Raw genomic sequence first — 23,637 nt, 5'->3', positions numbered from 1 at the left:
GCGTCACCACGTGTCGGGAAGGTCTGTCGCCGGGACGGTCGACGGCTTCACGCGGTACGTCTCCAGGACCTGGGACATTATCTCGCGGAAGGCGGGTGCCGCCGCGAACGAAGTCTTCAGCGTAGTCGGCTTCGTGAACGTCACGAGCACGACGTACTGCGGGTTCTCGCTCGGAGCGATGCCGGCGACCGAGATCACGAAGTCGTCGCCGTAGCCGCCGCCGTTGGGTAGAGCGATCTGCGCGGTGCCCGTCTTGGCCGAGACGTTGTAGCCTGAGATCGGCACCATGCCCTTGAGGGTGCCCTCGGGGATGGTGTTCTCGAGCATCTGGACGACATCGGTCGCGGCCTTCTGCGAGACGACTCGTGTGCCCGTCTCGCTCGGCGTGTCGATCACCGTGCCGTTGCTCAGCTTGCAGCCCTTGACGAGCTTGACCGGCATCCGGACGCCGCCGTTCGCGAGGGTCTGGAAGATGCTGGCCACCTGGATCGCGGTCGCCGAGACGCCTTGGCCGAACATCGAGTTGTAGTTGGTCTGTTTGTCCCACGACTTCGGGTTGCCGAGATAGCCCGATACCTCCTGCGGGAAGTTCACCTCGGACTTCTTGCCGAGGCCGAACTTGAGCATGTAGTCGTACCGCTCTTGAGCGGACATCTTCTCACCGAGGTACGAGATGCCGACGTTCGACGAGTCGGCCAGGATGCCGGCGAGGGTCAGGTGCTCGACCGGGTGCGACTCGGCGTCGCCGATGACGCCGCCCCACGAGAACGTGCGCCGATCGGCCACGATGGCCTGGCTGGCCGGGCTCGCGACCCCCGCGTCGATGAGCGAGGCGGCGGTCATCGCCTTGAACACCGACCCGGGCTCGTACTGCGCCTGGAAGGTCGGGGCTCCGGTCGACTTGCTGGCGCCGGGGTCGTTCGGGTCGACCGAGTCGGAGTCGGCGTCGGCGAGGATCGAGCCGTCCGACGACTTCAGCACGATGACCGACCCGGACGTCGCCCCGAGGGCCTTGACCTGCTCGTTGAGGTCTTGCTGCATCTGGTATTGCAGGTCTTCGTCGATCGTCGTCATCAGTGTGCCGCCATCGACGGCCTTCTTGGTGGTGACGGTGCTGCCGGGCAGCTTGACGCCGTCGAGCCCGCGCTCGTACGTCTCGGAGCCGTCCGACCCGGCGAGGCACTCGTTGTACTCGTACTCGAGACCGGCCTGGGCGCCCGAGCTGTTCAAGAACCCGGTGAGGTTGCCGGCCACTGCGCCGTTCGGATACGTGCGGGCGGTCTGGCGCACCGGGTAGAGCCACGAGATGCCGAGCTTCTCGATGGCGTCGTAGCCGTTGACGTCGACGCCCGGCTGCAGGTTCGCGTAGAGGCTGTCCTTGTTCGCGGTGAGTGCCTTGAGCATGGCGGCGGCATTGCCCCCGGTGGCCTTCGCGATCTGCTGAACGGCCTGGTCGATGGTGTAGTCGACGGTCTTGCCGGAGGCGTCGGTGGTCGAGTAGCCGTTCTGCGCGAACTTCGGCGCGGCCGTGATGTCGTAGCGGAGCACCGTGTCGGCAAGGACCTTGCCATTGGTGTCGACGATTTTGCCGCGGTCGCCGTAAACGGGTGTGGTGATCGATCGCTTGCCGACGGCGTCGGTGTTGAGCGCGTCCGCCTGCACGACCTGGATGTCGACGAGCCGCACGACGAACACGGCCACCACGACGAGGAGGGCGGCCGCGACGAACGAGACGCGACGCCGACGACTGCGCGTCGACGGTGCCAGGCCAGGCGTCCGTTGGCCGGTGCTTCTCACGAGAGGTTCCTCACCGCGGGCGACTGGTCAGCGTGCCCGCACTCGGCCGACGGACGTGAGCCCACCGGCTGTCGGAGCTAGCGGGTCTGAGGTGCGGTCAGCTGATTCGCGGACGACGCTACAGAAGAGCTGCCCGAATTCGCGGTTGCCGCGCCCGTGGCGCTCTTCGAGTCGGCTGTGGATGCCGCGGGAGTCGTCGCCTTCGGCGTGGCCTTCTTCGTCACCACGGGGACGCCCTTCAGCAGGCTGTTGGCCACCAGGTTGCCGCTCGCCGCCGCGTCTTTCGAGGCCGCGGTGGGCGTACCGTAGACGGCCTCGGTCTGCAGGTCGAGGTAGACGGGATCCTGGTTGCGCACCATTCCGAGAGCCGTGGCGTTGTTCGCGATGTTCTGCGGCGACGACAGCACCCCGAGCTTCTCGGTGTACTTCTGCTGCGACCGGCTGAGCACCGTCTGCTCGTTCTGCAGAGCGGAGACCTGGTAGGCGCCGTTGCTCAGCGCGATGCTGATCCCGAGCTGCGTGAGCAGCAGCACGAACAGCGCGGCGGTCGCGATGAGGGCGTAGACCATCCGGGGCCGCGCCGTCCGCTGTGCGCGGCTCGTGACGATCTCGATCGGGCTGCGACGACGCGTCGGTGCCTCGACGAAATCGTCGAAGGTGTCGTCGGGCTCGGCAAAGCTCGTGGCAAGGGCGTGGTCGGTGCTCATGCTGATCTCCGGATTCGCTCGGCGGCACGCAGGCGTACCGGCTTCGCACGGGGGTTGAGGTCTTTCTCGTCGTCGCTCGCGAGCTCGGCGCCGCGGACGAGCAGGCGGAACTCGGGGCGGTGCTCAGGCAGCTCGACCGGCAGGCCCGCGGGCGCCGTCGAGGTCGACCGGGCGGCGAACTCCCGCTTGACGAGTCGGTCTTCGAGCGACTGGTAAGCGAGCACGACGATGCGGCCGCCGATGGCGATCCGCTCGAGGGCCGCCGGCAGCGCGGCCTCGAGCGACGCGAGCTCGGCGTTCACCTCGATGCGGAGGGCCTGGAAGACACGCTTAGCGGGGTGGCCGGCTCGCGAGAGGGCTGCCGGGGTGGCCTCGCTCAGCAGGTCGACCAGCTGGCCGCTGCGCACGAGCGGAGTCGCGTCGCGGCGCTCGACGATGCGTCGGGCGTAGCGGGGCGCGAGCTTCTCTTCACCGTACTGGTAGAAGATGCGCCGCAGCTCGGCCTCCGAGTAGGTGGCGAGCACGGTCTCGGCGGTGATGCCGCGAGTCGTGTCCATCCGCATGTCGAGGGGTGCGTCTTTGGAGTACGAGAAGCCGCGCTCGACGCGGTCGAGCTGCAGCGACGAGACGCCGAGATCGAACAGGATGCCGTCGACCTCGTCGATGCCCCGCGAGTCGAGAGCGTCGGCAATGCCGGCGTACTCGGTGTGCACCAGCTTCACGCGGTCGCCGAACGAAGCGAGTCTCGCCCCGGCGATCTCGAGGGCCTCGGTGTCGCGGTCGAGCCCCACGAGCGACAGCTCGGGAAACCGCGCGAGCATCGCAATCGAGTGGCCGCCCATGCCGAGGGTCGCGTCGACGACGACCGCACCCGGCTTCTCGAGGGCCGGGGCGAGGAGGTCGAGCGAGCGCTCGAGCAGGACGGGGACATGGATCTCGTTGTCGTCGGTCATGATGACGGGGCCGGAGCCGCTGGCCCTGATCCCCATCCATCCCACCTGGCACCGGGGAAGGTGCGCCAGGGGTGGACGGCTGGGAGTCAGGGCCGACGGGTCAGAACAGGCCCGGGATCACCTCCTCCGTCGTCTCGGAGAAGTGCTCTTCCTGCTCGGAGTAGTAGGTGTTCCACGCCGCGGTGTCCCAGATCTCGGCCCGGTTGCCTGCGCCGATCACCGTGAGGTCGCGGCCGAGTCCGGCGTACTCGCGGAGGTTCGCCGGGATCGTGACGCGGTGCTGCTTGTCGGGCACCTCGTCGGAGGCACCGGAGAGGAACAGGCGCAGGTAGTCGCGCGCCTGCTTGTTGCTGACGGGCGCCTGGCGGATGCGACCGTGCAGGTCTTCGAACTCCCGCTGGCTGAAGACGTAGACGCAGCGCTCCTGCCCGCGCGTCATCACCAAGCCGCCGGCCAGTTCGTCGCGGTACTTCGCAGGAAGGATGATGCGGCCTTTCTCGTCGAGCCGAGGCGCGTAGGTACCGAGGAACACTGCACGTCACCCCCACTCGCCTGCTGTTTCCTCCACTTTACTCCACAGACAGCCACCAAACCGAGTAAAAGCCCCGAAAGGGGGGCTTTGGGGAATAAAAAACCCCGCCATCACAGGGATGAGCGGGGTGGAGGACTGTGGAGAGGATTTGACGGAAAAGAGGCAAAAAAGAAGGCCGCCCCAATGGGCGACCTTCTCAGAAGTGCATTGTGGTCAGCGACCGTCGCCGCCCTGACGGCGCTCCCAGCGCTCGTTGAGGCGATCCATCATGCTGCCCTTCGACTTCGACCGCGGGTGACGACCCGAGGTGGAGCCGTGGGGAGGGACGGGGGCCGGGCCGAGGAGACCCTTGCGGCGACGGGGCGGAGCGATCGCGAAGAGCGCACCCCCGAGAAGGACGATGAACCCGGCGACACCGATGAGCGGCTGGCGGAAGGCGACGCCGGCGACGACGATCGCGACGCCGATCAGAGCAGCGACGATACCGAGAACGACCATCGCATAGCTCGGTCGGCCTCGACGCGAGCCCATGGTGGTGACGAAATCGGAGTCGTTGTTGTAGAGGCTGCGCTCCATCTCTTCGAGCAGCCGCTGCTCCTGTTCGGAAAGTGGCATTTCAGTTCCCTTCAGGGACGACCGACCGGCGCTTGATCGTGCGCGGTCATTGGCTCTCAATTGTACGACCGCTCGGCAACGTTAGGCTAGCGGCGTGGCTGAGAGTACGCGGTTAGTAGACGTCGTTCAAGACCGGATCGACACCTTTCTGCGAGGCCAGCGCCCGCACCTCGACACCATCGCGGGCGACCTCGATCCTTTCGGCCGTTTCGCAGCCGACCTGCTGCACGGCGGCAAGCGCTTCCGAGCCCTGTTCTGCTATTGGGGCTGGCAGTCCGTCGCGGGCCTCGAAGCCGCGTCGGACCCCCTGGCGTCGGGCCCCTCACCCGAGAGCCTCGCCGGCGTCATCACCGCGGCCAGCGGGCTCGAGTTCTTCCACGCCGCGGCCCTCGTGCACGACGACATCATGGACAACTCCGACACCCGCCGCGGCTTGCCGGCGGCGCACCGCCGGTTCGAGGCGCTGCACACCGACGGAGCGTGGCTCGGCTCGGCCGAGTCGTTCGGCACCTCGGGCGGCCTCCTCTTCGGCGACCTGCTTCTCTCGTGGAGCGACGAGCTGATCTCGGAGGCCCTGGACGAGCTCACCGACCGTGACGCCGCCCGGGCTGCGCGGCGCGAGTTCAACCGGATGCGCACCGAGGTCACCGTCGGCCAGTATCTCGACATCCTGGAGGAGAGCGCCTGGCGCACCGTCGAGCCCGACGAGCAGCTGACCCGAGCGCAGCGCGTCATCGTCTTCAAGTCGGCGAAGTACTCGGTCGAGGCCCCGCTGACGATCGGCGCCGCGATGGCCGGCGGCACCCCCGAGCAGCTCGAGGCGCTGCGCCGCTTCGGCCTGCCCCTCGGCATCGCCTACCAGCTGCGCGACGACCTGCTCGGTGTGTTCGGCGACCCGTCTGTCACTGGCAAGCCGGCCGGTGACGACCTGCGCGAGGGCAAGCGCACCGTGCTGATCGCGACCGCCCGAGCGAACCTGCCGTCGACGGCGGTCAGCCTGCTCGACGAGCTGCTGGGCGATCCCGACCTCGACGACGATCAGGTGGCCATGCTTCAGGCGACGATTCGCGAGTCGGGTGCCGTCGAGGCGATGGAGGAGTCGATCGCCGACCAGGTGGGTCGCGCGACCGCCGCCGTCGAGGCGGCGCCGCTGGCTTCGGGGGCGAAGGCTCAGCTGTCGCAGCTGGCCGACACAGTCACGCGGCGCACGGCCTGACGCGGAAGGCGAGTAGGTCAGGCCAGCGACTGCGCCACGCGGCGCACTTCGGCCTTGCGGCCCGCGAGCAGCGCCGTGATCGGCGTCGTGCCGAGCGACTCCTCGTCAGAGAGAAGCCAGTCGAGCGCCTCGTCGTCGGTGAAGGCGTTGTCGTGCAGCACCGTCAGCGTGCCCCGCAGCTCGTGCATCGGCTCGCCGTCGACGATGAAGAGGGCGGGGATCTTGCGGACACCATCGATGTGCGTGGCAACCAGCATCCGCTCGTCGAGGAGGCGACGAACCCGGCTCGCCGTGGTGCCGAGGCGATCTGCAGCGTCGGGCAGCGTCAGCCAGTCGATGTCGCCGAACCAGGGCCGTGTAGAGAGGTCAGTCACCCGTCAACTGTGCCACGCATGACGGGGTCACCGCCTCACCCCCACTTCTGGGTGGCGAATCACACCAGTCACATGCGCCTCGTTAATTGACTTGCCTATACATCTGTGTCAGCGTGGACGAAGACGACACGCCGCACCTCACTGGTCGGCTAGCACGCACACGATCACCGCTGGGGACGCTCCATGAACGATTCGGATCAGCACGCGACGCAGGCCGACGAGCCTTCCGCCTCGCCGACACGCAGCACGGCCTACCGCATCGGCCGCGGCATGCTCGGCACGATGCCGATCGTGCTGGCGGGCACGATGGCCGTCACGATGAACACGACGGGCCCCCTGTTCGCCGCCGACCACGCGCAGCCTCAGCCGCACCGGCCCGGGGTCAGCCCCGAGACGCCGACGACGACCATCGACATCTCGGCCGCCTACCGCAACCGCACGACGGTGACCCTGACGAGCGACGTGACGAGCGACGCCGTCATCGAGACCGCTGCGGCGCCCACGACCTACAAGGTGAAGGCCGGCGACACCGTCGCCAGCATCGCCGAGCGCTACGGCCTCTCGACGGCCTCGGTGCTGGCGCTCAACGGCCTGAGCTGGAAGTCGACGATCTACCCCGACCAGACCCTGCACCTGACCAGCGCGCGGGTCACCGCCGCCGCTCCGACCCCCTCGGCGCCCGCGGCCACAAGCGCCTCGGTCTACACGATCGTGCGCGGCGACACGCTCTCGTCGATCGCCGCCACGCACCACGTCAGCACGCAGGCCCTCCTCGGCGCGAACGGGCTCGGCTGGTCGAGCATCATCTACCCGGGCCAGAAGCTGCGTATCCCCGGGGTTGCGACGGCTGCTCCGTCGGCTCCTGCCGCACCCGCGCACGCGACCTCAGCACCTGTGGCCACCAGCAACTCCGGCACCTACGTGATCCGCGCCGGCGACACCCTGTCGTCGATCGCGAAGGCGCACTCGACCACCGTCGAGAAGCTGCTCGCGGCGAACCACCTCAGCTGGTCGAGCGTCATCTACGCCGGCAAGAAGCTCACGATCCCCTCGGCCGCCGCGCCCGCCGCCACCACGACGACGACCGCGGCGTCGACCGGCTCGACCACGGCGCTCGGCAGCGTGCCGCTCTCCGCGACTCAGCGCGCCAACGCGCTGACCATCATCCGGGTCGGCCACTCCCTCGGCGTCAGCGACTACGGCATCGTCATCGCCCTCTCTGCCGCGGCCCAGGAGTCGGGCCTCCAGAACCTCACCTCGGGCGACCGCGACTCGGTCGGGCTCTTCCAGCAGCGCCCGAGCCAGGGCTGGGGCGCCCGGGGCGAGCTGCTCAACACGTCTTATGCGGCACAGCTCTTCTTCGGAGGCAGCAGCAACCCGAACGCCGGCAAGACGCGCGGCCTCCTCGACGTCCGAGGATGGTCGCGGATGACGGTGACGCAGGCCGCCCAGGCCGTGCAGAACTCCGCCTACCCGACCGCCTATGCGAAGTGGGAGCGCCCGGCGCGCGTCTGGCTCGCCACACTGTGATCCGGAAGCCGCGTGCTGCACCCCGATCGAGGTAACGGTTTGGGTGCCCGCGGTGAGTTGAGGCTTCCTTCAGCCACCCCTTCCGTAAAATCCGTGAGGTGAGTGCCAGCCAGAGCGACCCGATGATCGGTCGCCTCATCGACGGCCGGTACCAGGTGCGCTCACGCATCGCCCGCGGCGGCATGGCGACGGTCTACCTCGCCAGCGACCTCCGGCTCGAGCGGCCCGTCGCCGTCAAGATCATGCACGGCCACCTCGCCGACGACGAGAACTTCAAAGAGCGCTTCATCCAGGAGGCCCGCTCGGCCGCCCGCCTCGCGCACCCCAACGTCGTCAACGTCTTCGACCAGGGGCAGGACGACGAGTCGGCCTACCTGGTGATGGAGTACCTGCCCGGCATCACACTGCGCGAACTGCTGCAGGATCACAAGATGCTCACCCCGGAGCAGGCGACCGACATCCTCGAGGCGGTGCTGGCCGGGCTCGCGGCGGCGCACAAGTCGGGTATCGTGCACCGCGACCTGAAGCCCGAGAACGTGCTGCTCGCCGACGACGGCCGCATCAAGATCGGCGACTTCGGGCTCGCGCGCGCGGCCAGCGCGAACACGGCGACCGGCGCCGCCCTGCTCGGCACCATCGCCTACCTCTCTCCCGAGCTCGTCACCCGCGGCATCGCCGACACCCGCAGCGACATCTATGCGCTCGGCATCATGCTCTACGAGATGCTCACCGGCGAGCAGCCCTACAAGGGCGAGCAGCCGATGCAGATCGCCTACCAGCACGCGAACGACACCGTGCCGATGCCCTCGGCGGTGAATCCGCGCGTGCCGCCCGAGCTCGACGAGCTCGTGCTGTGGGCGACGGCACGCGACCCCGACCAGCGCCCTCGCGACGCCCGGGCCATGCTCGAGCACCTCTTCGAGCTGCAGCGCGGCGGCTCCGGCGGGTCGCCGCTCAACAAGACGATGGTGCTGCCACCCGCGATGGCCCCCGTGCCGCCGCTCCAGCGCTCTACCGGCCCCACCGGCCCCGTCGCCTCCGGAGGCACCGGCGACACGATGGTGCTGCAGAAGGCCCGCCACCGCACGGGCCCCGTCGCACCCGCCCTGTCGACCAACGCCGAGGCCTTGTCGCGCAAAGCCGGCTCGCGTCGCCGTCGCGGCTTGGTCTGGTTGATCGTCCTGATCGTGCTCGCCCTCCTGGCCGCGGGCACCGGCTGGTGGTTCAACGCCGGCCCGGGCGCCAACGCGACCGTGCCGCGCATCGCGAGCACGAGCATTCCGGATGCCACGGCTCGCCTGAAGTCGGCGGGCTTCACGGTCGCCGCGGCCCAGACCGGCGTGTACAGCGTGCAGATCCCGAGCGGGCAGGTGGCCGGCACGCGCCCCGCCGGCGGTGCGACGGTGCACAAGGGGTCGAGCGTGACGCTGATCGTATCGAAGGGCCCGCAGATCCTGCCGCTCCCGACCACTCTGGGGCAGCAGGAGACCGCGGCGAAGGCCCTGCTCAAGAACTTCACGGTCGAGGCGTCGCAGTACCAGTTCGGCACCCAAGCGTCGGGCGTCGTCATCGGCGTGACCGGCAAGGACTCGTCGGGTAAGGCCGTCGACATCGGCCAGGCGAAGACCTACCCCGACAAGCAGCCCGTCACGCTGACCGTGTCGCTCGGCCCGGTGCCCAACGTCGTCGGCCAGTCGCTGTCGAACGCGCAGGCGACGCTGTCGAACGTCAACCTCACCGGGGCCGACACGAGCGACGTGTTCAGCGACACAGTCGCCTCGGGCGTCGTCATCAGTCAGGCGCAGGCGAAGGCCGGGAGCGTGCACAAGGGCGACACGATCAACCTGACGGTGTCGAAGGGCCCGGCGCCGATCACCGTGCCCGACGAGACGGGCAAGAAGGTCTCAGCGGCCGAGGCGGCGCTCACGGCCCTCGGACTGAAGGTCACCTACGCCAACTGCACGACGGCGGAGTGCATCACGGCGAACGCCCTGGGATTCGACTGGCGCAAGCTCGTCAAGGTGTCGTCGCAGTCGCCCGCCGGCTCGGCGATCGCGCACAAAGGCGACACGATCACCCTGCAGTACGACGGTTCCAAGGTCAGCATCGGCTAGCCTCCTCCGCGGCAGAACACTGACGACCGGCGTGTGATCCAGCCCGCGGGCAGGATCAGACGCCGGTCGTCGGTGTGGAGCGGCTAGCTCTGAGCGCTGCTGAGCTCTTCTGCCACGAGGAACGCGAGCTCGAGCGACTGCATGTGGTTCAGTCGCGGGTCGCAGAGGCTCTCGTAGCGCGTCGCGAGGGTGGCCTCGTCGATGTGCTCCGAGCCGCCGAGGCACTCGGTGACGTCGTCGCCGGTCAGCTCGATGTGGATGCCGCCCGGGTGCGTGCCGGCGTCGCGGTGCGCCTCGAAGAAGCCCTTGACCTCGTCGACGATCTCTTCGAATCGACGCGTCTTGTAACCGGAGGGCGTCGTCATGCCGTTGCCGTGCATGGGGTCGGACACCCACAGCGGGGTCGCGTCGGCGCCCTTGATGGCCTCCAGCAGAGGCGGCAGGGCGTCGCGGATCTTGCCGGAGCCCATGCGCGTGATGAAGGTCAGGCGACCGGGCTCACGCTCGGGGTCGAGCTTGTCGATCAGCCGCAGCATGTCGTCGGGGCTCGTCGTCGGGCCGAGCTTCACGCCGATCGGGTTGCGGACACGCGACAGGAAGTCGACGTGCGCGCCATCGAGATCGCGGGTGCGCTCACCGATCCAGACGAAGTGCGACGACAGCGCGTACGGGGTGCCCGTCCGCGAGTCGATGCGCGTCATGGGGCGCTCGTAGTCCATCAGGAGCGCCTCGTGGCAGGTGTAGAACTCGGCGCGCTTCATCTCGTCGAAGTCGGCGCCCGCCGCCTCCATGAAGCGCACCGCCTTGTCGATCTCCTTGGCGAGATGCTCGTACATGACGTTCGCCGGGTTGGACGCGAACCCCTTGTTCCAGGAGTGCACCTGCCGAAGATCGGCGAAGCCGCCCTGCGTGAAGGCGCGAATCAGGTTCAGCGTCGATGCAGAGGTGTGGTAACCGCGTACCAGACGGGCAGGATCCGGCTGCCGCGACTCGGGCGTGAAGTCGTACCCGTTGATGATGTCGCCGCGGTAGGCCGGCAGGGTCACGCCGTCGCGGGTCTCCATGTCGCTCGAGCGCGGCTTGGCGAACTGGCCCGCCATGCGCCCCATCTTGATGACGGGCACGCTGGCGCCGTAGGTCAGCACGACGGCCATCTGGAGGATCGTCTTGACCCGGTTGCGGATGTTCTCGGCGGTGGCGTCGGCAAAGGTCTCGGCGCAGTCGCCGCCCTGCAGGAGGAACGCGTTGCCGGAGGCAGCCGTCGCGAGGCGCTCGCGCAGCGTGTCGACCTCGCCGGCGAACACCAGCGGAGGATACGTGGCGATCTCGGCCGAGGCGGCCGCGACGGCCGTCGGGTCGGGCCACTCGGGCTGCTGCTTGATGGGGAGCGTGCGCCAATAGTCCAGCCCGGCGATCACATCGGGATCGGCAGAGATGACTGGGAAATCGGTCTGGAGCACGTGTTCCTCATAGCGATTGCTGGCGAACAGGCGCCCGATCGGGCGCCACGATCAGCGAGCTTATCGCGAAAGAACCGCTCGCCTCTCCTTGACCGAAGACGCGTAGACGTCCGCATATTCCTGCCCGCCGAGCTTGTTGAGTTCGTGCATGATCTCGTCGGTGATCGAGCGGAGAATGAACCGGTCGCCCTCCAGGCCCTCGAAACGACTGAAGTCGAGGGGCTCGCCGAAGACGACTCCGATGCGGTGCAGGTGCGGCCTCTTCGACCCGGTGACCATCACCTTCTGAGTGTCGATCATGGCGACCGGCACGACGGGCACACGACCTTCGAGCACCATCCGGGCGATGCCGGTACGGCCGCGATAGAGCTTGCCGTCGGGGCTGCGTGTGCCCTCGGGGTAGATGCCGAGCTGCTCGCCGCGCGCGAGCACCGCAAGCCCGGTCAAGAGGGACGCTTCCGAGGCCTTGCCGCCCGAGCGGTCGATGGGCAGCTGGCCGGTGGCGTTGAAGAAGACGCGTGTCGCCCAGCCCTTGATGCCGCGGCCAGTGAAGTAGTCGCTCTTGGCGAGGAAGGAGAGCCGGCGCTCGAGTACGAGCGGCAGAAAGACGGAGTCGACGAACGAGAGGTGATTGCTGGCGAAGATCACGGCCCCGGTGTCGGGCACGTTCTGCTTGCCGATCACCCACGGTCGGAAGATCGACAGCAGGATCGGGCGGAACAGGAACGTCTTCATGATCCAGTAGAACAACGGCGTCTCCTTGGGTCAGCGCTCGGGAAGTCTAACCCGGGCTGCTACGACTACAGGGCGGCGACGTGGATGCGCGCCAGGTCGGCCGCGCCGACGACGCCGGCGTCGTTGACGAGCTCGGCGATGACGAAATCGGGCTCGGGGTGGAAGCCGCGCGCCGGGAGGTGCGTGAGGTACGCCTCGCGGATCGGCGCCAGCAGCAGCTCGCCCGACTGGGCGACGCCGCCGCCGAAGACGAACAGCTGCGGGTCGAGCACGACGCTGAGCGATGCGCAGGCCTCGCCGAGCCAGGTGCCGAGCTCGCGGAGGGCCTCGAGAGCACCCGGGTCGCCCGCGGCCATCAGCCCCGCGACATCCTGCCCGGTGAGCGTGCCCGCCTTGGCGCGGATGTCGGCGAGGGCCCTGCCGGTCGCGCCGCCGCGGTCGGCGACCTCGCCGGCCATGCGCAACAGGGCGCGGCCCGAACCGTACTGCTCGATGCAACCGCGGGCGCCGCAGCCGCAGGGGATTCCGTCGGGCACCAGTCGCACGTGACCGAGCTCTCCGCCGGTGCCGAAGCCGCCGCGCAGGAGCCGATCCTGCGCCACGATCGCGCCGCCGACGCCCGTGCCGATCGTGAGCATCGTCATGTCGCTGACGAGGCGGCCCGCGCCGAAGCGGAACTCGGCCCACCCGGCCGCGTTGGCGTCGTTGTCGATGGTGATGTGGAGGTCGAGCTTCTCGTTGAGGCGCGCTCGGAGGGGCTCGTTGCGCCACGGGATGTTCGGCGTGTAGTAGACGGTCGACTGTGCGGCGTCGATGAAGCCGGGGGCCGCGACGCCCGCGGCGACCACGTCGCCGCCAGAACTCGGCGCGTCGGCCTGGAGGTCGCGGATCATGTCGACGACCGCATCGACGATGGCCTCCGAGTCGCCGGCCGGGGTGGGGACGCGTCTTTCAGCGACGATCTCCCCGAGTTCGGTGACCACGCCGCCCGCGATCTTCGTTCCGCCGATGTCGATTCCGATGGCCTGCACGAGCATCCATCCTACTGCGACGCCGCGGCCGGCCCAGCGCCACGGGCGGCGCCCCGCACCGGGGCGCGACCCCGCACCTGGGTACAGTGGAGGGCATGGCCGACATGTCGACGACCGCCCTCCTCGAAGAGCGCGTGGCGCAGGATCCTGCGGGTCGGCTGATCGCGATCCCCGATTCGTTCGGCGGCTGGTTCGACCTCACCGCCCAGGAGTTCCTCGACCGCGTGCGCGGGCTCGCCAAAGGCCTCCTCAGCGCCGGCCTGCACACCGGCGACCGTATCGGAGTGCTCTGCTCGAACCGTTTCGAGGCGACCCTGGTCGACTTCGCCGCCGGCATGATCGGCGTCGCGACCGTGCCGGTCCGACGCGAGGCCGGGCAGTCCGAGATCCTGGCGGTGCTCGACGATTCCGGCGTCTCGGCGATGATCGTCGAGTCGGCCGGAGACTTCGCGCGCTTCGACGAGCTGCACGGCGACCTCCCCGGAGTCTTACACGTCTGGCAGATCGGCCTCAGCGACCTCGACAAGCTAGCCGACGCCGGCCGCGACGTGTCCGACGCCGACCTCGACGCTCGCGCAGCCGGCGTTCAGGCGTCGACGATGGCAGGGCTGCTCTACTCGGTCGGCTCGGACGGCGAGCCGATGCACGTCGTCGTCACCCACGGGTCCGTGACCGCCCGGGCCCGCGACCTGGCGGCAGCCCTCGGAGACGCGGTCGGCGTCGAGCGGTCGATCGTGCAGATCCTGCCAGCCGTCGACGTCAACGCCCGATTGATCGTGCTCGTCGCGGTACTGACGGGGACGCGGCTCGGGCATCTGCACGAGCGAGACGACCTGATCGAGATCCTGCGCTCGTTCCGCCCCACGCTGCTCGTGGGTGTTCCCGAGACGTTCGCCGCGATCGACGAGGCCGGCACGGCTCGGTCGGAGGCCTCCGGCCGAGGCACCGCCTTCCGGCAGGCGCACGACGTCGCCCTCGAGTACGCCACGGCTCTCGGGCGCGGACCGGTGCCGATGGGGGTGCGCACGCGCTTCGCCGTGGCCGACACGCTCGTGCTGCGGGGTCTCCGCAAATCGGTCGGCGGCCAGGTCTCGCACATCGTGAGCATCGCCGAATCGACGACGCTGCCCGATCGCCTCCGTCTGCTCATGCGGGCCCTCGACGTTCGGCCAGTGGAGGGCTACGGCGTCGCGTCGACCGGCGGGCTCGCCGTCATCGAGCGGCAGGGCGACCCGTTCGAGCTGCCGCTCGGCACGGTCGGCTCGCCCCTGCCCGGCATCGAGGTCGCCATCGAGCGCGACGACGAGGTCTCGCTGCGCGGCCCCGGCATCAGCGCTGACACTGCGGACGGCTGGCTGCGCACGGGCCTGTTCGGCCAGCTCGACGACGGTCGCCTGACGCTCTTCGACCGGGACCTCACGAGGTGCCCGCCAGGATCGCCACCGCCGACCTCTGACCGGCCACCCCACCCTTACCTTTTCGGCTCGTCCTCACCCTCAAGACGATGAGGGTGAGCCGAAAAGGTAAGGGTTCGGCGCGGGAGTGGGGTCAGAACCAGGTGGACTCGCGGATCTGTCTCATCGCGTCGCGCTTGATCTCGGGGTCGAGGCCCATCACGTAGAGGGTGCCGTCGAGGTGGTCGGTCTCGTGCTGCAGGGCTTGCGCCATGAGGCCGTCGCCCTCGAGCTCGACACGGTCGCCGTTGAGGTCGACGCCGACGACCCGCGCGAACGGATAGCGCCGGCGGGGGAAGTAGAAGCCGGGCACCGAGAGGCACCCCTCGTCGACCAGTTCGGGCTCGCCGCCGAGCCCGACGATTTCGGGGTTCAGCACGTAGCCGATGTCTCCGTCGACGTTGTAGCTGAAGGCACGCAGGCCCACGCCGATCTGGCACGCCGCGACGCCGGCGCGACCCGGCTGCGAGACGGTGTCGAGGAGATCCTGCACCAGGCCTTCGAGGCCGGGGTCGTCGAGCTTCACCGGGTCGGATTTCGAACGGAGGATCGGATCGCCGAAGAGGCGGATGGGGCGGTCGGTCACGATGCGGGTGCTCCTGGTGGGTGTGCGTGGGCTACTTGACGACGACGATGAGGTCGCCGGCGTCGACCTGCTGCGTGACGGGGATCGCGAGGCGCTCGACGGTGCCGTCGACGGGGCTGGTGATCGCAGCCTCCATCTTCATCGCCTCGATGGTCGCCACGGGGTCGCCGGCCGAGACACGATCGCCGACGGCGACCTTGACCGTGACGACACCCGAGAACGGCGCGGCGATCTCGCCGGGCACGGTGCGGTCGGCCTTCTCGGCGGACTTCTGTGACACCTCGATCGAGCGGTCGCGGATGAACACGGGGCGCAGCTGGCCGTTGAGCGTCGTCATGACGGTGCGCACCCCCTTCTCGTCGGCCTCGCCGATGGCCTCGAGCCCGATGTAGAGGTTGACGCCGCGCGACACCGGCACGGTGTGCTCGACGCCGGGCTTCAGGCCGTACAGGTAGTCGGGCGTGGCGACGACCGAGAGGTCGCCGTACGTCTCGACGACCTGCTCGTACTGCGTGGTCGGCCCGGCGAACAGCAGGCGGTTGAGCAGCTGCTGCCGCTCGCGGCCCGGCTTCTCGAGCTCTCGGGCGTCGGCAGGATCCAGAGGCGTCACCCCGATCTTCACGTCGCGCCCCGCAAGCACCTTGGTGCGGAACGGCTCGGGCCAGCCGCCGGGCAGGTCGCCGAGCTCGCCGGCCATGAAACCGATCACGCTGTCGGGGATGTCGAACTTCTGCGGGTTCGCCTCGAACTCGGCGGGGTCGGCGTCGGCTGCGGCGAGCTGCAGGGCGAGGTCGCCGACGACCTTCGACGACGGGGTGACCTTCGGCGGGCGGCCCAGGATCTGGTTCGCTGCGGCATACCAGTCCTCGACCTTCTCGAACCGGTCGCCGAGCCCGAGCGCGATGGCCTGCTGGCGCAGGTTGGAGAGCTGCCCCCCGGGGATCTCGTGCTTGTAGACGCGGCCGGTGGGGCCGGGCAGGCCCGACTCGAACGGCTTGTAGACGCGGCGCACGGCTTCCCAGTAGGGCTCGAGGTCGCTGACCGCGGTGAGCGAGAGGCCGGTGTCGCGCTCGGTGTGCGCGAGGGCGGCGACGAGAGCGGAGGCGGAGGGCTGCGACGTGGTGCCCGCCATCGGGGCGCTGGCGACGTCGACGGCATCGGCTCCTGCTCGGCTGGCCGCGAGGAGGGTGGCGAGCTGGCCGCCGGCCGTGTCATGGGTGTGCACGTGCACGGGCAGGTCGAAGCGTTCGCGCAGCGCCGTGACGAGCTTCTCGGCGGCGCCGGCGCGCAGGAGACCGGCCATGTCCTTGATGCCGATCACGTGGGCTCCCGCCTCGACGATCTGCTCCGCAAGCTTCAGGTAGTAGTCGAGGGTATAGAGCCGTTCGGCCGGGTCGAGCAGGTCGGCCGTGTAGCAGAGCGCCACTTCGGCGACGGTCGTGCCGGTGGCGAGAACGGCGTCGATCGCCGGGCGCATCTGCGAGACGTCGTTGAGGGCGTCGAAGATCCGGAAGATGTCGACGCCGGTGGCCGCGGCCTCCTCGACGAACGCCTGCGTGACCTCGCTCGGATACGGCGTGTAGCCGACCGTGTTGCGGCCGCGCAGCAGCATCTGGATCGCGACGTTGGGCAGCGCCTCGCGAAGGCTCGCCAGCCGTTGCCACGGGTCTTCGCCGAGGAAGCGCAGGGCGACGTCGTAGGTCGCGCCGCCCCAGGCCTCCATGCTCAGCAGCTCGGGGGTGAGACGGGCGACGTAGGGCGCCACCGCGAGGAGGTCTTTGCTGCGTACGCGGGTGGCGAGCAGCGACTGGTGCGCGTCACGCATCGTGGTCTCGGTGACCGCCAGGGCGGTCTGGGCGCGGAGGGCCTGGGCGAAACCGGCCGGGCCGAGCTCGAGAAGTCGTTGCCTTGATCCTGCAACCGGCTCGGTCGACAGATCGACCTTCGGCAGCTTGAGTGCCGGATCGATGGCCTGCTCGCCCGGGCCGTTCGGCTGGTTGACGGTGACGTCGGCCAGCCAGGTCAGGATCTTGGTGCCCCGGTCTTTCGAGACGTGGCCCTCGAACAGCTGCGGACGCTCTTCGATGAAGGCGGTGCTGAGATCCCCCGCCGCGAAGGCCGGGTCTTCGAGCACGGCCTGAAGGAACGGGATGTTGGTGGAGACGCCACGGATGCGGAACTCGGCGAGGCCGCGCTTGGCCCGCGTGACAGCGGCCGTGAAGTTGCGACCTCGCGCCGTCATCTTGACCAGCATCGAGTCGAAGTGCGGGCTGATCTGAGTGCCCGGGTTGATGGTGCCGCCGTCGAGGCGGATGCCCGAGCCGCCCGGCGAGCGGTAAGTGGTGATGCGGCCGGTATCGGGCCGGAACCCGGCGTTCGGGTCTTCGGTGGTGATGCGGGTCTGGAGGGCGGCGCCGTGCAGGTGGATGTCGCTCTGCTCGAGGTGCAGCTCGGCGAGCGTCATCCCGCTCGCGATGCGCATCTGCGAGAGCACGAGGTCGACGTCGGTGACTTCTTCGGTGACCGTGTGCTCGACCTGGATGCGGGGGTTCATCTCGATGAAGACGTGCTGGCCCTTTCGCTCGCCGGCCGTGTCGAGCAGGAACTCGACGGTGCCGGCGTTCACGTAGCCGATCGACTTCGCGAACGCGATCGCGTCGCGGTACATGGCCTGCCGGACGCCCTCGTCGAGGTTCGGGGCCGGAGCGATCTCGACCACCTTCTGGTGGCGACGCTGCACCGAGCAGTCGCGCTCGAACAGGTGCACGGTGTCGCCGGTGGCGTCGGCCAGGATCTGCACCTCGATGTGCCGGGGCCTGACCACCGCCTGCTCGATGAACATGGTCGGGTCGCCGAACGCGCTGTCGGCCTCGCGCATCGCGGCCTCGAGGGCCGAGCGGAGGTCGGCGGGGTCGTCGACGCGCCTCATGCCGCGACCGCCGCCACCCGCGACGGCTTTGGCGAAGACGGGGAAGCCGACGGCGTCGGCTCCTGCCATCAACTCGTCGATGTCGCGACTGGCCGGCGTCGACTTGAGCACCGGGACACCTGCCGCGATGGCGTGCTCTTTCGCCGTGACCTTGTTGCCGGCCATCTCGAGCACGTGCTGGCCCGGGCCGATGAAGGTGATGCCGGCACTCGCCGCGGCCTCGGCCAACTCGGGGTTCTCGGAGAGGAAGCCGTAGCCGGGGTAGATGGCGTCGGCCCCGGATTCGACCGCGACCCTGATGATCTCCTGCACATCGAGGTAGGCCCGGACGGGGTGCCCGACCTCGCCGATCTGGTACGCCTCGTCGGCCTTGAGGCGGTGCATCGAGTTGCGGTCTTCCCACGGGTACACCGCGACGGTGCGGGCCCCCAGCTCGAAAGCGGCCCGGAACGCCCGGATGGCGATCTCTCCGCGGTTGGCGACGAGGATCTTAGAGAACACGGCGGAGGCCTTTCTTCGGGCCCCTGCTGTTCAGGTGCCTTTAGGTGCTTTAACAGTAGTGAAGGTATCGTCTTCTTCGTGCATGTACTCAGCGTCAGCTCTCTCAAAGGCGGCGTCGGCAAGACGACCGTGACGCTCGGACTCACGTCGGCTGCCTTCGCCAAGGGTCTCCGCACGCTCGTGGTCGATCTCGACCCGCAGTCCGACGTCTCCACCGGCCTCGACATCACCGTCGCGGGCCATCTCAACGTCGCCGACGTGCTCGCCTCCCCGAAAGAGAAGACGGTGCGCGCCGCCATCGCTCCATCGGGCTGGACGAAGGGCCGCACCGGCAAGATCGACGTGATGATCGGCAGCCCGTCGGCCATCAACTTCGACGGCCCACACCCGTCCATCCGCGACATCTGGAAGTTGGAGGAGGCGCTCGCCACCGTCGAGGCCGACTACGACCTCGTGCTGATCGACTGCGCCCCCTCGCTCAACGCCCTCACGCGCACCGCGTGGGCCGCCTCCGACCGCGTCACCGTCGTCACCGAACCCGGTCTCTTCTCGGTCGCCGCCGCCGACCGCGCCCTACGTGCCATCGAAGAGATCCGTCGCGGGCTCTCGCCCCGCCTCCAGCCGCTCGGCATCATCGTCAACCGGGCTCGCGTGCAGTCGCTCGAGCACCAGTTCCGAATCAAAGAGCTGCGCGACATGTTCGGGCCGCTCGTGCTCTCGCCGCAGCTGCCCGAGCGCACCTCACTGCAGCAGGCCCAGGGCGCGGCCAAACCGCTGCACGTCTGGCCGGGCGAGAGCGCCCAGGAGATGGCGCGCAACTTCGATCAGCTGCTCGAGCGCATCATGCGCACCGCGAAGATCGGCGACTACGCCGAGCCCGCCGTCGGCTCGCGCTGACCCTGCCCCGGCCTTCATAGCTGGCCACCGCTCCCGTAACCGGCAGAAGCTCTAGTCCGCGGACTAGAGCTTCTGCCGGTTACGGGAGTTTTGCGAAAGTCAGGAGGCGCGGTTGGAGCGGCGGTTCGCCAGCTCGTCCGCAGGATCCTGCGCGGGGGTGGCGTCGAGCTCGACGAGGCTCGACTCGACCTCGCGCAGCACCTTGCCGACGGCGATGCCGAAAACGCCTTGCCCGCGCGAGACGAGGTCGATTACCTCGTCGTTGGACGTGCAGAGGTAGACGGAGGCTCCGTCGCTCATGAGCGTGGTCTGGGCCAGGTCGTTGACGCCCGACTCACGAAGTTGATTGACGGCGGTGCGGATCTGCTGCAGCGAGATGCCGGTGTCGAGCAGGCGCTTGACGAGCTTGAGCACCAGGATGTCGCGGAATCCGTAGAGACGCTGGGTGCCCGACCCTGACGCACCGCGCACCGTGGGCTCGACGAGACCCGTGCGGGCCCAGTAGTCGAGCTGGCGGTAGCTGATGCCGGCGGCGCGAGCGGCGGCGGTGCCGCGGTAGCCGTGGTCGTCTTCGAGCTCGATCATGCCGTCGGTGAAGAGGAGCCCCTCGCCGAAAGCCGGCGTCGCGGCCGGTGCCGGGGTTGCGCGAAGGCCGTCATCGCTGGACCCCTGAGGGGAGCCTGACTCGTTCATCGATTGCCTTCCGCGCTGTGAACCACGAATCACCGGGCCGACTCTCGAAAGCCTAACTTTCAAGAGGAGGTTGAGTGTTGTACCGAGGTCAACGGTACCCATAACGGGAGGGCTGACGAGCGACATTCGACTTTCGCCGTGCGGCGTGTCTCGAGATCACCCGAAGCCTTCCCGAGTCTAGGTGCAGGGGTCGTCCAACGCGAGGTCGCGGGAGAGCCGCACGGCCTCACCGGGATGCGTCGAGCCGGCCGAGGGCCGAGCGGATGAGGCTCGCGCGCACGACCTCGAGCTGCTCGGCGACCTCGCGCGCCAACTCGGCGGCACGGGCGCGACCCGCGGCGTCGCGGCGACGAACGACGGGGGCGACGGCGTTCTCGATGAGGCCCAACTCACGCTCGGCGGCAGCCCGGAGGGTGCGGAGGTGACGGGGCTCGATACCGGTCTTCTTGAGCTCGACGAGCGCCATCAGCACCTTGAGAGACTCGTCGCCGTAGAGTTCGGCGGCGGGAACCAGCGACGAGCCGATGGCGTCGTCGAGAAGTGGCGCGCTCGCGCCCGATTCGGCGAGCAGCTCGTCGCGGTTGAAGCGGCGGGCCCCGGTCAGCATCGAGGTGGGGGCCGCGCCGGTCGGAAGCGTCGAGGGGCGCCCGGCGTCGAGATCGTCGAGGTGCTGACGGATCACCTTGAGCGGCAGGTAGTGGTCGCGCTGGAGACCCAGGATGAAGCGGAGTCGCTCGACGTCGGCGGGCGAGAACTTGCGGTAGCCCGACTCGGTGCGAACGGGAGTCACGAGCTGGCGCTCTTCGAGGAACCGCAGCTTGGAGTTCGACAGATCGGGGAACTCGGGCTTCAGCCGAGCGAGCACCTGCCCGATGGTCAGCAGATCGGAGGAACCCGGGACATGTTCAGCCCGGGCCAGTGCGCGCGGCACTACTTGATCGCCAGGTTCGCGAGATCGACTCGTGACGCATAGAAGGTGAGACGGAACTTGCCCACCTGAACCTCGGCGCCATCGCTGAGAAGGGCTTCGTCGATGCGCACACCGTCGAAGTAGGTGCCGTTGAGCGAACCGAGGTCTTTGACACTGAACGTCGTGCCGTGCCGGCGGAACTCGGCGTGTTTGCGGCTGACGGTGACGTCGTCGAGGAAGATGCCCGCGTCTGGGTGGCGACCCGCGACGGTCACGTCGGCGTCGAGGAGGAATCGGGCACCGATGTTCGGCCCACGGCGCACGACGAGCAGCGCCGAACCGGAGGGGAGTGCGGAGACGGCCTCGCGCTCGTCGTTGGACACGCCGCCTTCGAGAGCGGCGAGCTGGGCCTGGAACTCCTCGTTGAAGCTGAGGGTCGTGTCGACCTCGTGACGGGCATCGTCTGCGCCGTTCGATGGGGTGGCTGGCTCTGCCATCGTGGACCTCCTGTGGCCCCAAGCGTAGCGGAATCGTTACCGTCCTCGAGGACGGATTTCGTCGTCCCGAAGGTGCAGGATCCTCACTCTCGGGTCTCGAGACCGGTCGCGTCCCCCGGTCGGGGGCCATCGCATCCTGCCCCCGTCATGCCAAGGCGCTTATTGTCGACTTCACCACAGCCGCTCAGAGTCGTCATAGGGATTTCCATGGGAAGCCGCTTTGGATGGTCTCAGTCACCAAGCAGCCCCAGGAAGGCAATCATGAACGACAGCAGCAACACTGACGGTGCCGCCGCCACCCCCGAGCACGACGGCTCGGCCGAGGAGCGCACGACGCCCACCTCTGCGGCGACGAACTCCGACGCTGCGACTTCGTCGAGCGACGGCGCCTCCGACGACACCAAGGCCTACGGCACAGGCGAGATCCGGGCGGCCTCCGACGGCCGCAACCAGGACGAGCAGCCGACCACCGAGCTTCCGACGGCGCACACGCTCCCCCACCGCACGGGCCCCACGCCCGCGCACTACGTGAACGCGGCCGACGACACCTACCAGGCCTACGACCCGGCGGCTGCCGCCGCAGCACAGCAGGCAGCGGCTCAACAGGTCGCTGCCGCTCAGGCCGCCGCCGCGCAGCAGGCTGCGGGCCAGCCGGCCTACGGCCAGCAGGTCGCGGGCCAGCCGACGTACGACCAGCGTCAGTACGCACAGCAGGCCGGCTACTACGGCCAGCAGGCGCCCGGCTACGGCCAGAACGGCTACGGCCAGTACCCCTACGCCGGCGGCCAGCCGCCCTACGGCTACGGCCAGGTGCCGCCCGCCTTCGCGCAGCCGAAGCGCCGCCCGAAGCGCTGGATGACCATCGCGGGCATCGCAGCGGCGGGCGTCATAATCGCCGGCGCCGCGGGCGGTGGGGCGTACGCGCTCGGCCACCAGACGGGCGAGAACGCGGCCAGCGCCGCCGGTCAGAACCAGACTCTGCAGATCCCCAACGGGTCGAGCGGGTCGTCGGGCTCGAGCGGCAACGACTACAACTCCCCCTTCGGCGGCGCCCAGGGCGGCTCGTCCTCCGGCGGCTCCTCGTCGCAGGGCAGCGGCACGGCGCCGAGCGACGCCACCGCAGCGACCGCCACCGAGAAGCAGGGCCTCGTCACGATCGTGTCGACCCTCGACTACGACGAGTCGTCGAAGTCGGCCGGCACGGGCATGATCATGACCGCGAGCGGCGAGATCCTGACCAACAACCACGTGGTGCAGGGTGCGACCAGCATCCAGGTCACCGTCGTGTCGACGGGTCAGACCTACACGGCCAACGTGGTCGGCACCGACGCGACGCACGACGTCGCCGTGCTCAAGCTCGAGGGGGCCTCCGGTCTCACGCCGGTGTCGTTCGGCAAGAACGCCACCGTCACGACAGGCGACGCCATCCACTCCACGGGCAACGCGGAGGGCACGGGCAGCCTGGTGACCGCCAAAGGCACCGTCGCGGCGACGAACCAGTCGATCACCGTGCAGAGCGAGTCCGGCTCGGGCACCGAGTCGCTGTCGAGCCTCATCGAGATCTCGGCCGACGTCGTCTCGGGCGACTCCGGCGGTCCCCTCCGCAACGCGAACGGCCAGGTGATCGGCATCGTCACCGCGGCCTCGTCGGGCACGACCGACGTGACCGGCTACGCCATCCCGATCAAGAACGCGCTCACCGTCGCTGACAACATCCTCGCCGGCAAGTCGAGCCAGTACATCACGATCGGCCTGCCCGCCTTCCTCGGCGCCCAGATCTCGAGCACGAACACGGGCGACGGCACCGGCACAGGCAGCGGCACCGGCACGACCGGGGCAGGCGTCACCATCGCCGGCACGGTCACCGGCAGCGCGGCCGCCAAGGCGGGCCTCGTCGCCGGCGACACCATCACGGCGGTCGCCGGCACGGCGGTCACCGACTCCACCTCGCTCACCGACGCGATCACGTCGCACAAGGTCGGCGACAGCGTCACCGTCACGTACACCGACACCGCGGGGGCCAGCCACACGGTGACCGTCACCCTCGGGTCGGGCCCGGCCGCGTAGCATCCTGCGACCCGCTCGTCGAACGGCCGCTCTCCTTCG

20 protein-coding genes are annotated in these 23,637 nt (G+C 69.1%); 6 read left to right on the top strand and 14 right to left on the bottom strand.

What is annotated here, in order from left to right; translation table 11 throughout:
• Positions 1-3: 3 nt before the first annotated feature.
• The 5 genes from AX769_RS11935 to AX769_RS11915 form a co-directional block, all read right to left on the bottom strand.
• A complete protein-coding gene (locus tag AX769_RS11935) occupies positions 4-1,797 on the bottom strand; it encodes a penicillin-binding protein 2 (protein WP_066279559.1) in 1,794 nt (597 codons plus the stop codon).
• A 77-nt stretch (positions 1,798-1,874) separates the two neighbouring features.
• Positions 1,875-2,504 (bottom strand): hypothetical protein, encoded by a 630-nt coding sequence (locus tag AX769_RS11930; protein ID WP_066279553.1) that lies wholly within the window; start codon positions 2,502-2,504, stop codon positions 1,875-1,877.
• Positions 2,501-3,493, bottom strand: a complete 993-nt coding sequence (gene rsmH / locus AX769_RS11925; protein WP_066279550.1) for a 16S rRNA (cytosine(1402)-N(4))-methyltransferase RsmH — start codon at positions 3,491-3,493, stop codon at positions 2,501-2,503. Before rsmH ends, AX769_RS11930 begins: the two co-directional genes overlap by 4 nt.
• A 64-nt stretch (positions 3,494-3,557) precedes the next feature.
• Positions 3,558-3,989: a division/cell wall cluster transcriptional repressor MraZ gene (mraZ, locus tag AX769_RS11920; RefSeq protein ID WP_066279549.1), complete on the bottom strand. Its 432-nt coding sequence runs from the start codon at positions 3,987-3,989 to the stop codon at positions 3,558-3,560.
• A gap of 213 nt (positions 3,990-4,202) precedes the next feature.
• Positions 4,203-4,604: a DUF3040 domain-containing protein gene (locus AX769_RS11915; RefSeq protein WP_066279546.1), complete on the bottom strand. Its 402-nt coding sequence runs from the start codon at positions 4,602-4,604 to the stop codon at positions 4,203-4,205.
• Between the two features lie 94 nt (positions 4,605-4,698).
• Here AX769_RS11915 and AX769_RS11910 point away from each other — a divergent pair, with 94 nt between their 5' ends.
• On the top strand, positions 4,699-5,820 hold the full coding sequence (locus AX769_RS11910; RefSeq protein WP_066279540.1) for a polyprenyl synthetase family protein: 1,122 nt from the start codon (positions 4,699-4,701) through the stop codon (positions 5,818-5,820).
• Positions 5,821-5,837: 17 nt separating this feature from the next.
• Here the strand turns inward: AX769_RS11910 and AX769_RS11905 are convergent, their stop codons facing one another.
• Positions 5,838-6,194, bottom strand: coding sequence for an Rv2175c family DNA-binding protein (locus AX769_RS11905; RefSeq protein ID WP_082763775.1), 357 nt, complete (start codon positions 6,192-6,194; stop codon positions 5,838-5,840).
• 183 nt (positions 6,195-6,377) lie between these two features.
• Between AX769_RS11905 and AX769_RS11900 the strand changes: the two genes are divergently transcribed.
• Together AX769_RS11900 and pknB are read left to right on the top strand one after the other, a co-directional pair.
• Entirely contained in the window at positions 6,378-7,724 is a 1,347-nt protein-coding gene (locus AX769_RS11900; RefSeq protein WP_066279538.1) for a LysM peptidoglycan-binding domain-containing protein, read from the top strand.
• A 122-nt stretch (positions 7,725-7,846) separates the two neighbouring features.
• The gene (gene pknB / locus AX769_RS11895) at positions 7,847-9,838 is read left to right on the top strand and encodes a Stk1 family PASTA domain-containing Ser/Thr kinase (RefSeq protein ID WP_369824099.1); all 1,992 of its coding nucleotides are present in this window, start codon (positions 7,847-7,849) and stop codon (positions 9,836-9,838) included.
• A gap of 83 nt (positions 9,839-9,921) precedes the next feature.
• On the opposite strand, the gene AX769_RS11890 is transcribed toward pknB, so the two are convergent.
• The 3 genes from AX769_RS11890 to AX769_RS11880 form a co-directional block, all read right to left on the bottom strand.
• Positions 9,922-11,256, bottom strand: coding sequence for a class II 3-deoxy-7-phosphoheptulonate synthase (locus AX769_RS11890; RefSeq protein WP_066283594.1), 1,335 nt, complete (start codon positions 11,254-11,256; stop codon positions 9,922-9,924).
• A 102-nt stretch (positions 11,257-11,358) separates the two neighbouring features.
• Complete coding sequence (locus AX769_RS11885; protein WP_066279532.1) at positions 11,359-12,048, bottom strand: 1-acyl-sn-glycerol-3-phosphate acyltransferase; 690 nt, start codon at positions 12,046-12,048, stop codon at positions 11,359-11,361.
• A gap of 50 nt (positions 12,049-12,098) precedes the next feature.
• The gene (locus AX769_RS11880; RefSeq protein WP_066283592.1) at positions 12,099-13,064 is read right to left on the bottom strand and encodes an ROK family glucokinase; all 966 of its coding nucleotides are present in this window, start codon (positions 13,062-13,064) and stop codon (positions 12,099-12,101) included.
• A 95-nt stretch (positions 13,065-13,159) separates the two neighbouring features.
• Between AX769_RS11880 and AX769_RS11875 the strand changes: the two genes are divergently transcribed.
• Positions 13,160-14,572 carry an AMP-binding protein gene (locus AX769_RS11875; protein ID WP_066279530.1) on the top strand — a complete coding sequence of 471 codons (1,413 nt, stop codon included), beginning with the start codon at positions 13,160-13,162 and terminating at the stop codon, positions 14,570-14,572.
• A gap of 40 nt (positions 14,573-14,612) precedes the next feature.
• On the opposite strand, the gene AX769_RS11870 is transcribed toward AX769_RS11875, so the two are convergent.
• Both AX769_RS11870 and AX769_RS11865 read right to left on the bottom strand, forming a co-directional pair.
• Positions 14,613-15,104: a peptide deformylase gene (locus AX769_RS11870; protein ID WP_066279527.1), complete on the bottom strand. Its 492-nt coding sequence runs from the start codon at positions 15,102-15,104 to the stop codon at positions 14,613-14,615.
• Between the two features lie 31 nt (positions 15,105-15,135).
• Positions 15,136-18,534 carry a pyruvate carboxylase gene (locus AX769_RS11865; RefSeq protein ID WP_066279525.1) on the bottom strand — a complete coding sequence of 1,133 codons (3,399 nt, stop codon included), beginning with the start codon at positions 18,532-18,534 and terminating at the stop codon, positions 15,136-15,138.
• 78 nt (positions 18,535-18,612) lie between these two features.
• Between AX769_RS11865 and AX769_RS11860 the strand changes: the two genes are divergently transcribed.
• Positions 18,613-19,431, top strand: a complete 819-nt coding sequence (locus tag AX769_RS11860) for a ParA family protein (RefSeq protein WP_066279522.1) — start codon at positions 18,613-18,615, stop codon at positions 19,429-19,431.
• A gap of 99 nt (positions 19,432-19,530) precedes the next feature.
• Here AX769_RS11860 and AX769_RS11855 read toward each other — a convergent pair whose 3' ends face one another.
• The 3 genes from AX769_RS11855 to AX769_RS11845 all read right to left on the bottom strand — a co-directional run bounded on the left by AX769_RS11855 (position 19,531) and on the right by AX769_RS11845 (position 21,531).
• On the bottom strand, positions 19,531-20,016 hold the full coding sequence (locus AX769_RS11855; protein ID WP_066283590.1) for a MerR family transcriptional regulator: 486 nt from the start codon (positions 20,014-20,016) through the stop codon (positions 19,531-19,533).
• 334 nt (positions 20,017-20,350) lie between these two features.
• The gene (locus AX769_RS11850; RefSeq protein WP_066279521.1) at positions 20,351-21,055 is read right to left on the bottom strand and encodes a MerR family transcriptional regulator; all 705 of its coding nucleotides are present in this window, start codon (positions 21,053-21,055) and stop codon (positions 20,351-20,353) included.
• Entirely contained in the window at positions 21,055-21,531 is a 477-nt protein-coding gene (locus tag AX769_RS11845; RefSeq protein ID WP_066279520.1) for an FHA domain-containing protein, read from the bottom strand. The genes AX769_RS11850 and AX769_RS11845 overlap by 1 nt, the downstream gene beginning before the upstream one ends.
• A 261-nt stretch (positions 21,532-21,792) precedes the next feature.
• Here AX769_RS11845 and AX769_RS11840 point away from each other — a divergent pair, with 261 nt between their 5' ends.
• The gene (locus AX769_RS11840) at positions 21,793-23,598 is read left to right on the top strand and encodes a trypsin-like peptidase domain-containing protein (RefSeq protein ID WP_066279519.1); all 1,806 of its coding nucleotides are present in this window, start codon (positions 21,793-21,795) and stop codon (positions 23,596-23,598) included.
• The last annotated feature ends 39 nt before the right edge of the window (positions 23,599-23,637 follow it).

Source organism: Frondihabitans sp. PAMC 28766 (genome assembly GCF_001577365.1).
Taxonomy (GTDB): Bacteria; Actinomycetota; Actinomycetes; order Actinomycetales; family Microbacteriaceae; genus Frondihabitans.
This window is presented reverse-complemented; position numbering and strand designations above follow the sequence as displayed.

Bases quoted from the DNA above. Each gene is read 5' to 3' on its own strand.
- AX769_RS11840 (WP_066279519.1), top strand. From the start codon at position 21,793: ATGAACGACAGCAGCAACACTGACGGTGCCGCCGCCACCCCCGAGCAC.
- AX769_RS11845 (WP_066279520.1), bottom strand. From the start codon at position 21,531: ATGGCAGAGCCAGCCACCCCATCGAACGGCGCAGACGATGCCCGTCAC.
- AX769_RS11915 (WP_066279546.1), bottom strand. From the start codon at position 4,604: ATGCCACTTTCCGAACAGGAGCAGCGGCTGCTCGAAGAGATGGAGCGC.
- AX769_RS11855 (WP_066283590.1), bottom strand. From the start codon at position 20,016: ATGATCGAGCTCGAAGACGACCACGGCTACCGCGGCACCGCCGCCGCT.
- pknB (WP_369824099.1), top strand. From the start codon at position 7,847: ATGATCGGTCGCCTCATCGACGGCCGGTACCAGGTGCGCTCACGCATC.
- AX769_RS11875 (WP_066279530.1), top strand. From the start codon at position 13,160: ATGGCCGACATGTCGACGACCGCCCTCCTCGAAGAGCGCGTGGCGCAG.
- AX769_RS11930 (WP_066279553.1), bottom strand. From the start codon at position 2,504: ATGAGCACCGACCACGCCCTTGCCACGAGCTTTGCCGAGCCCGACGAC.
- rsmH (WP_066279550.1), bottom strand. From the start codon at position 3,493: ATGGGGATCAGGGCCAGCGGCTCCGGCCCCGTCATCATGACCGACGAC.
- AX769_RS11900 (WP_066279538.1), top strand. From the start codon at position 6,378: ATGAACGATTCGGATCAGCACGCGACGCAGGCCGACGAGCCTTCCGCC.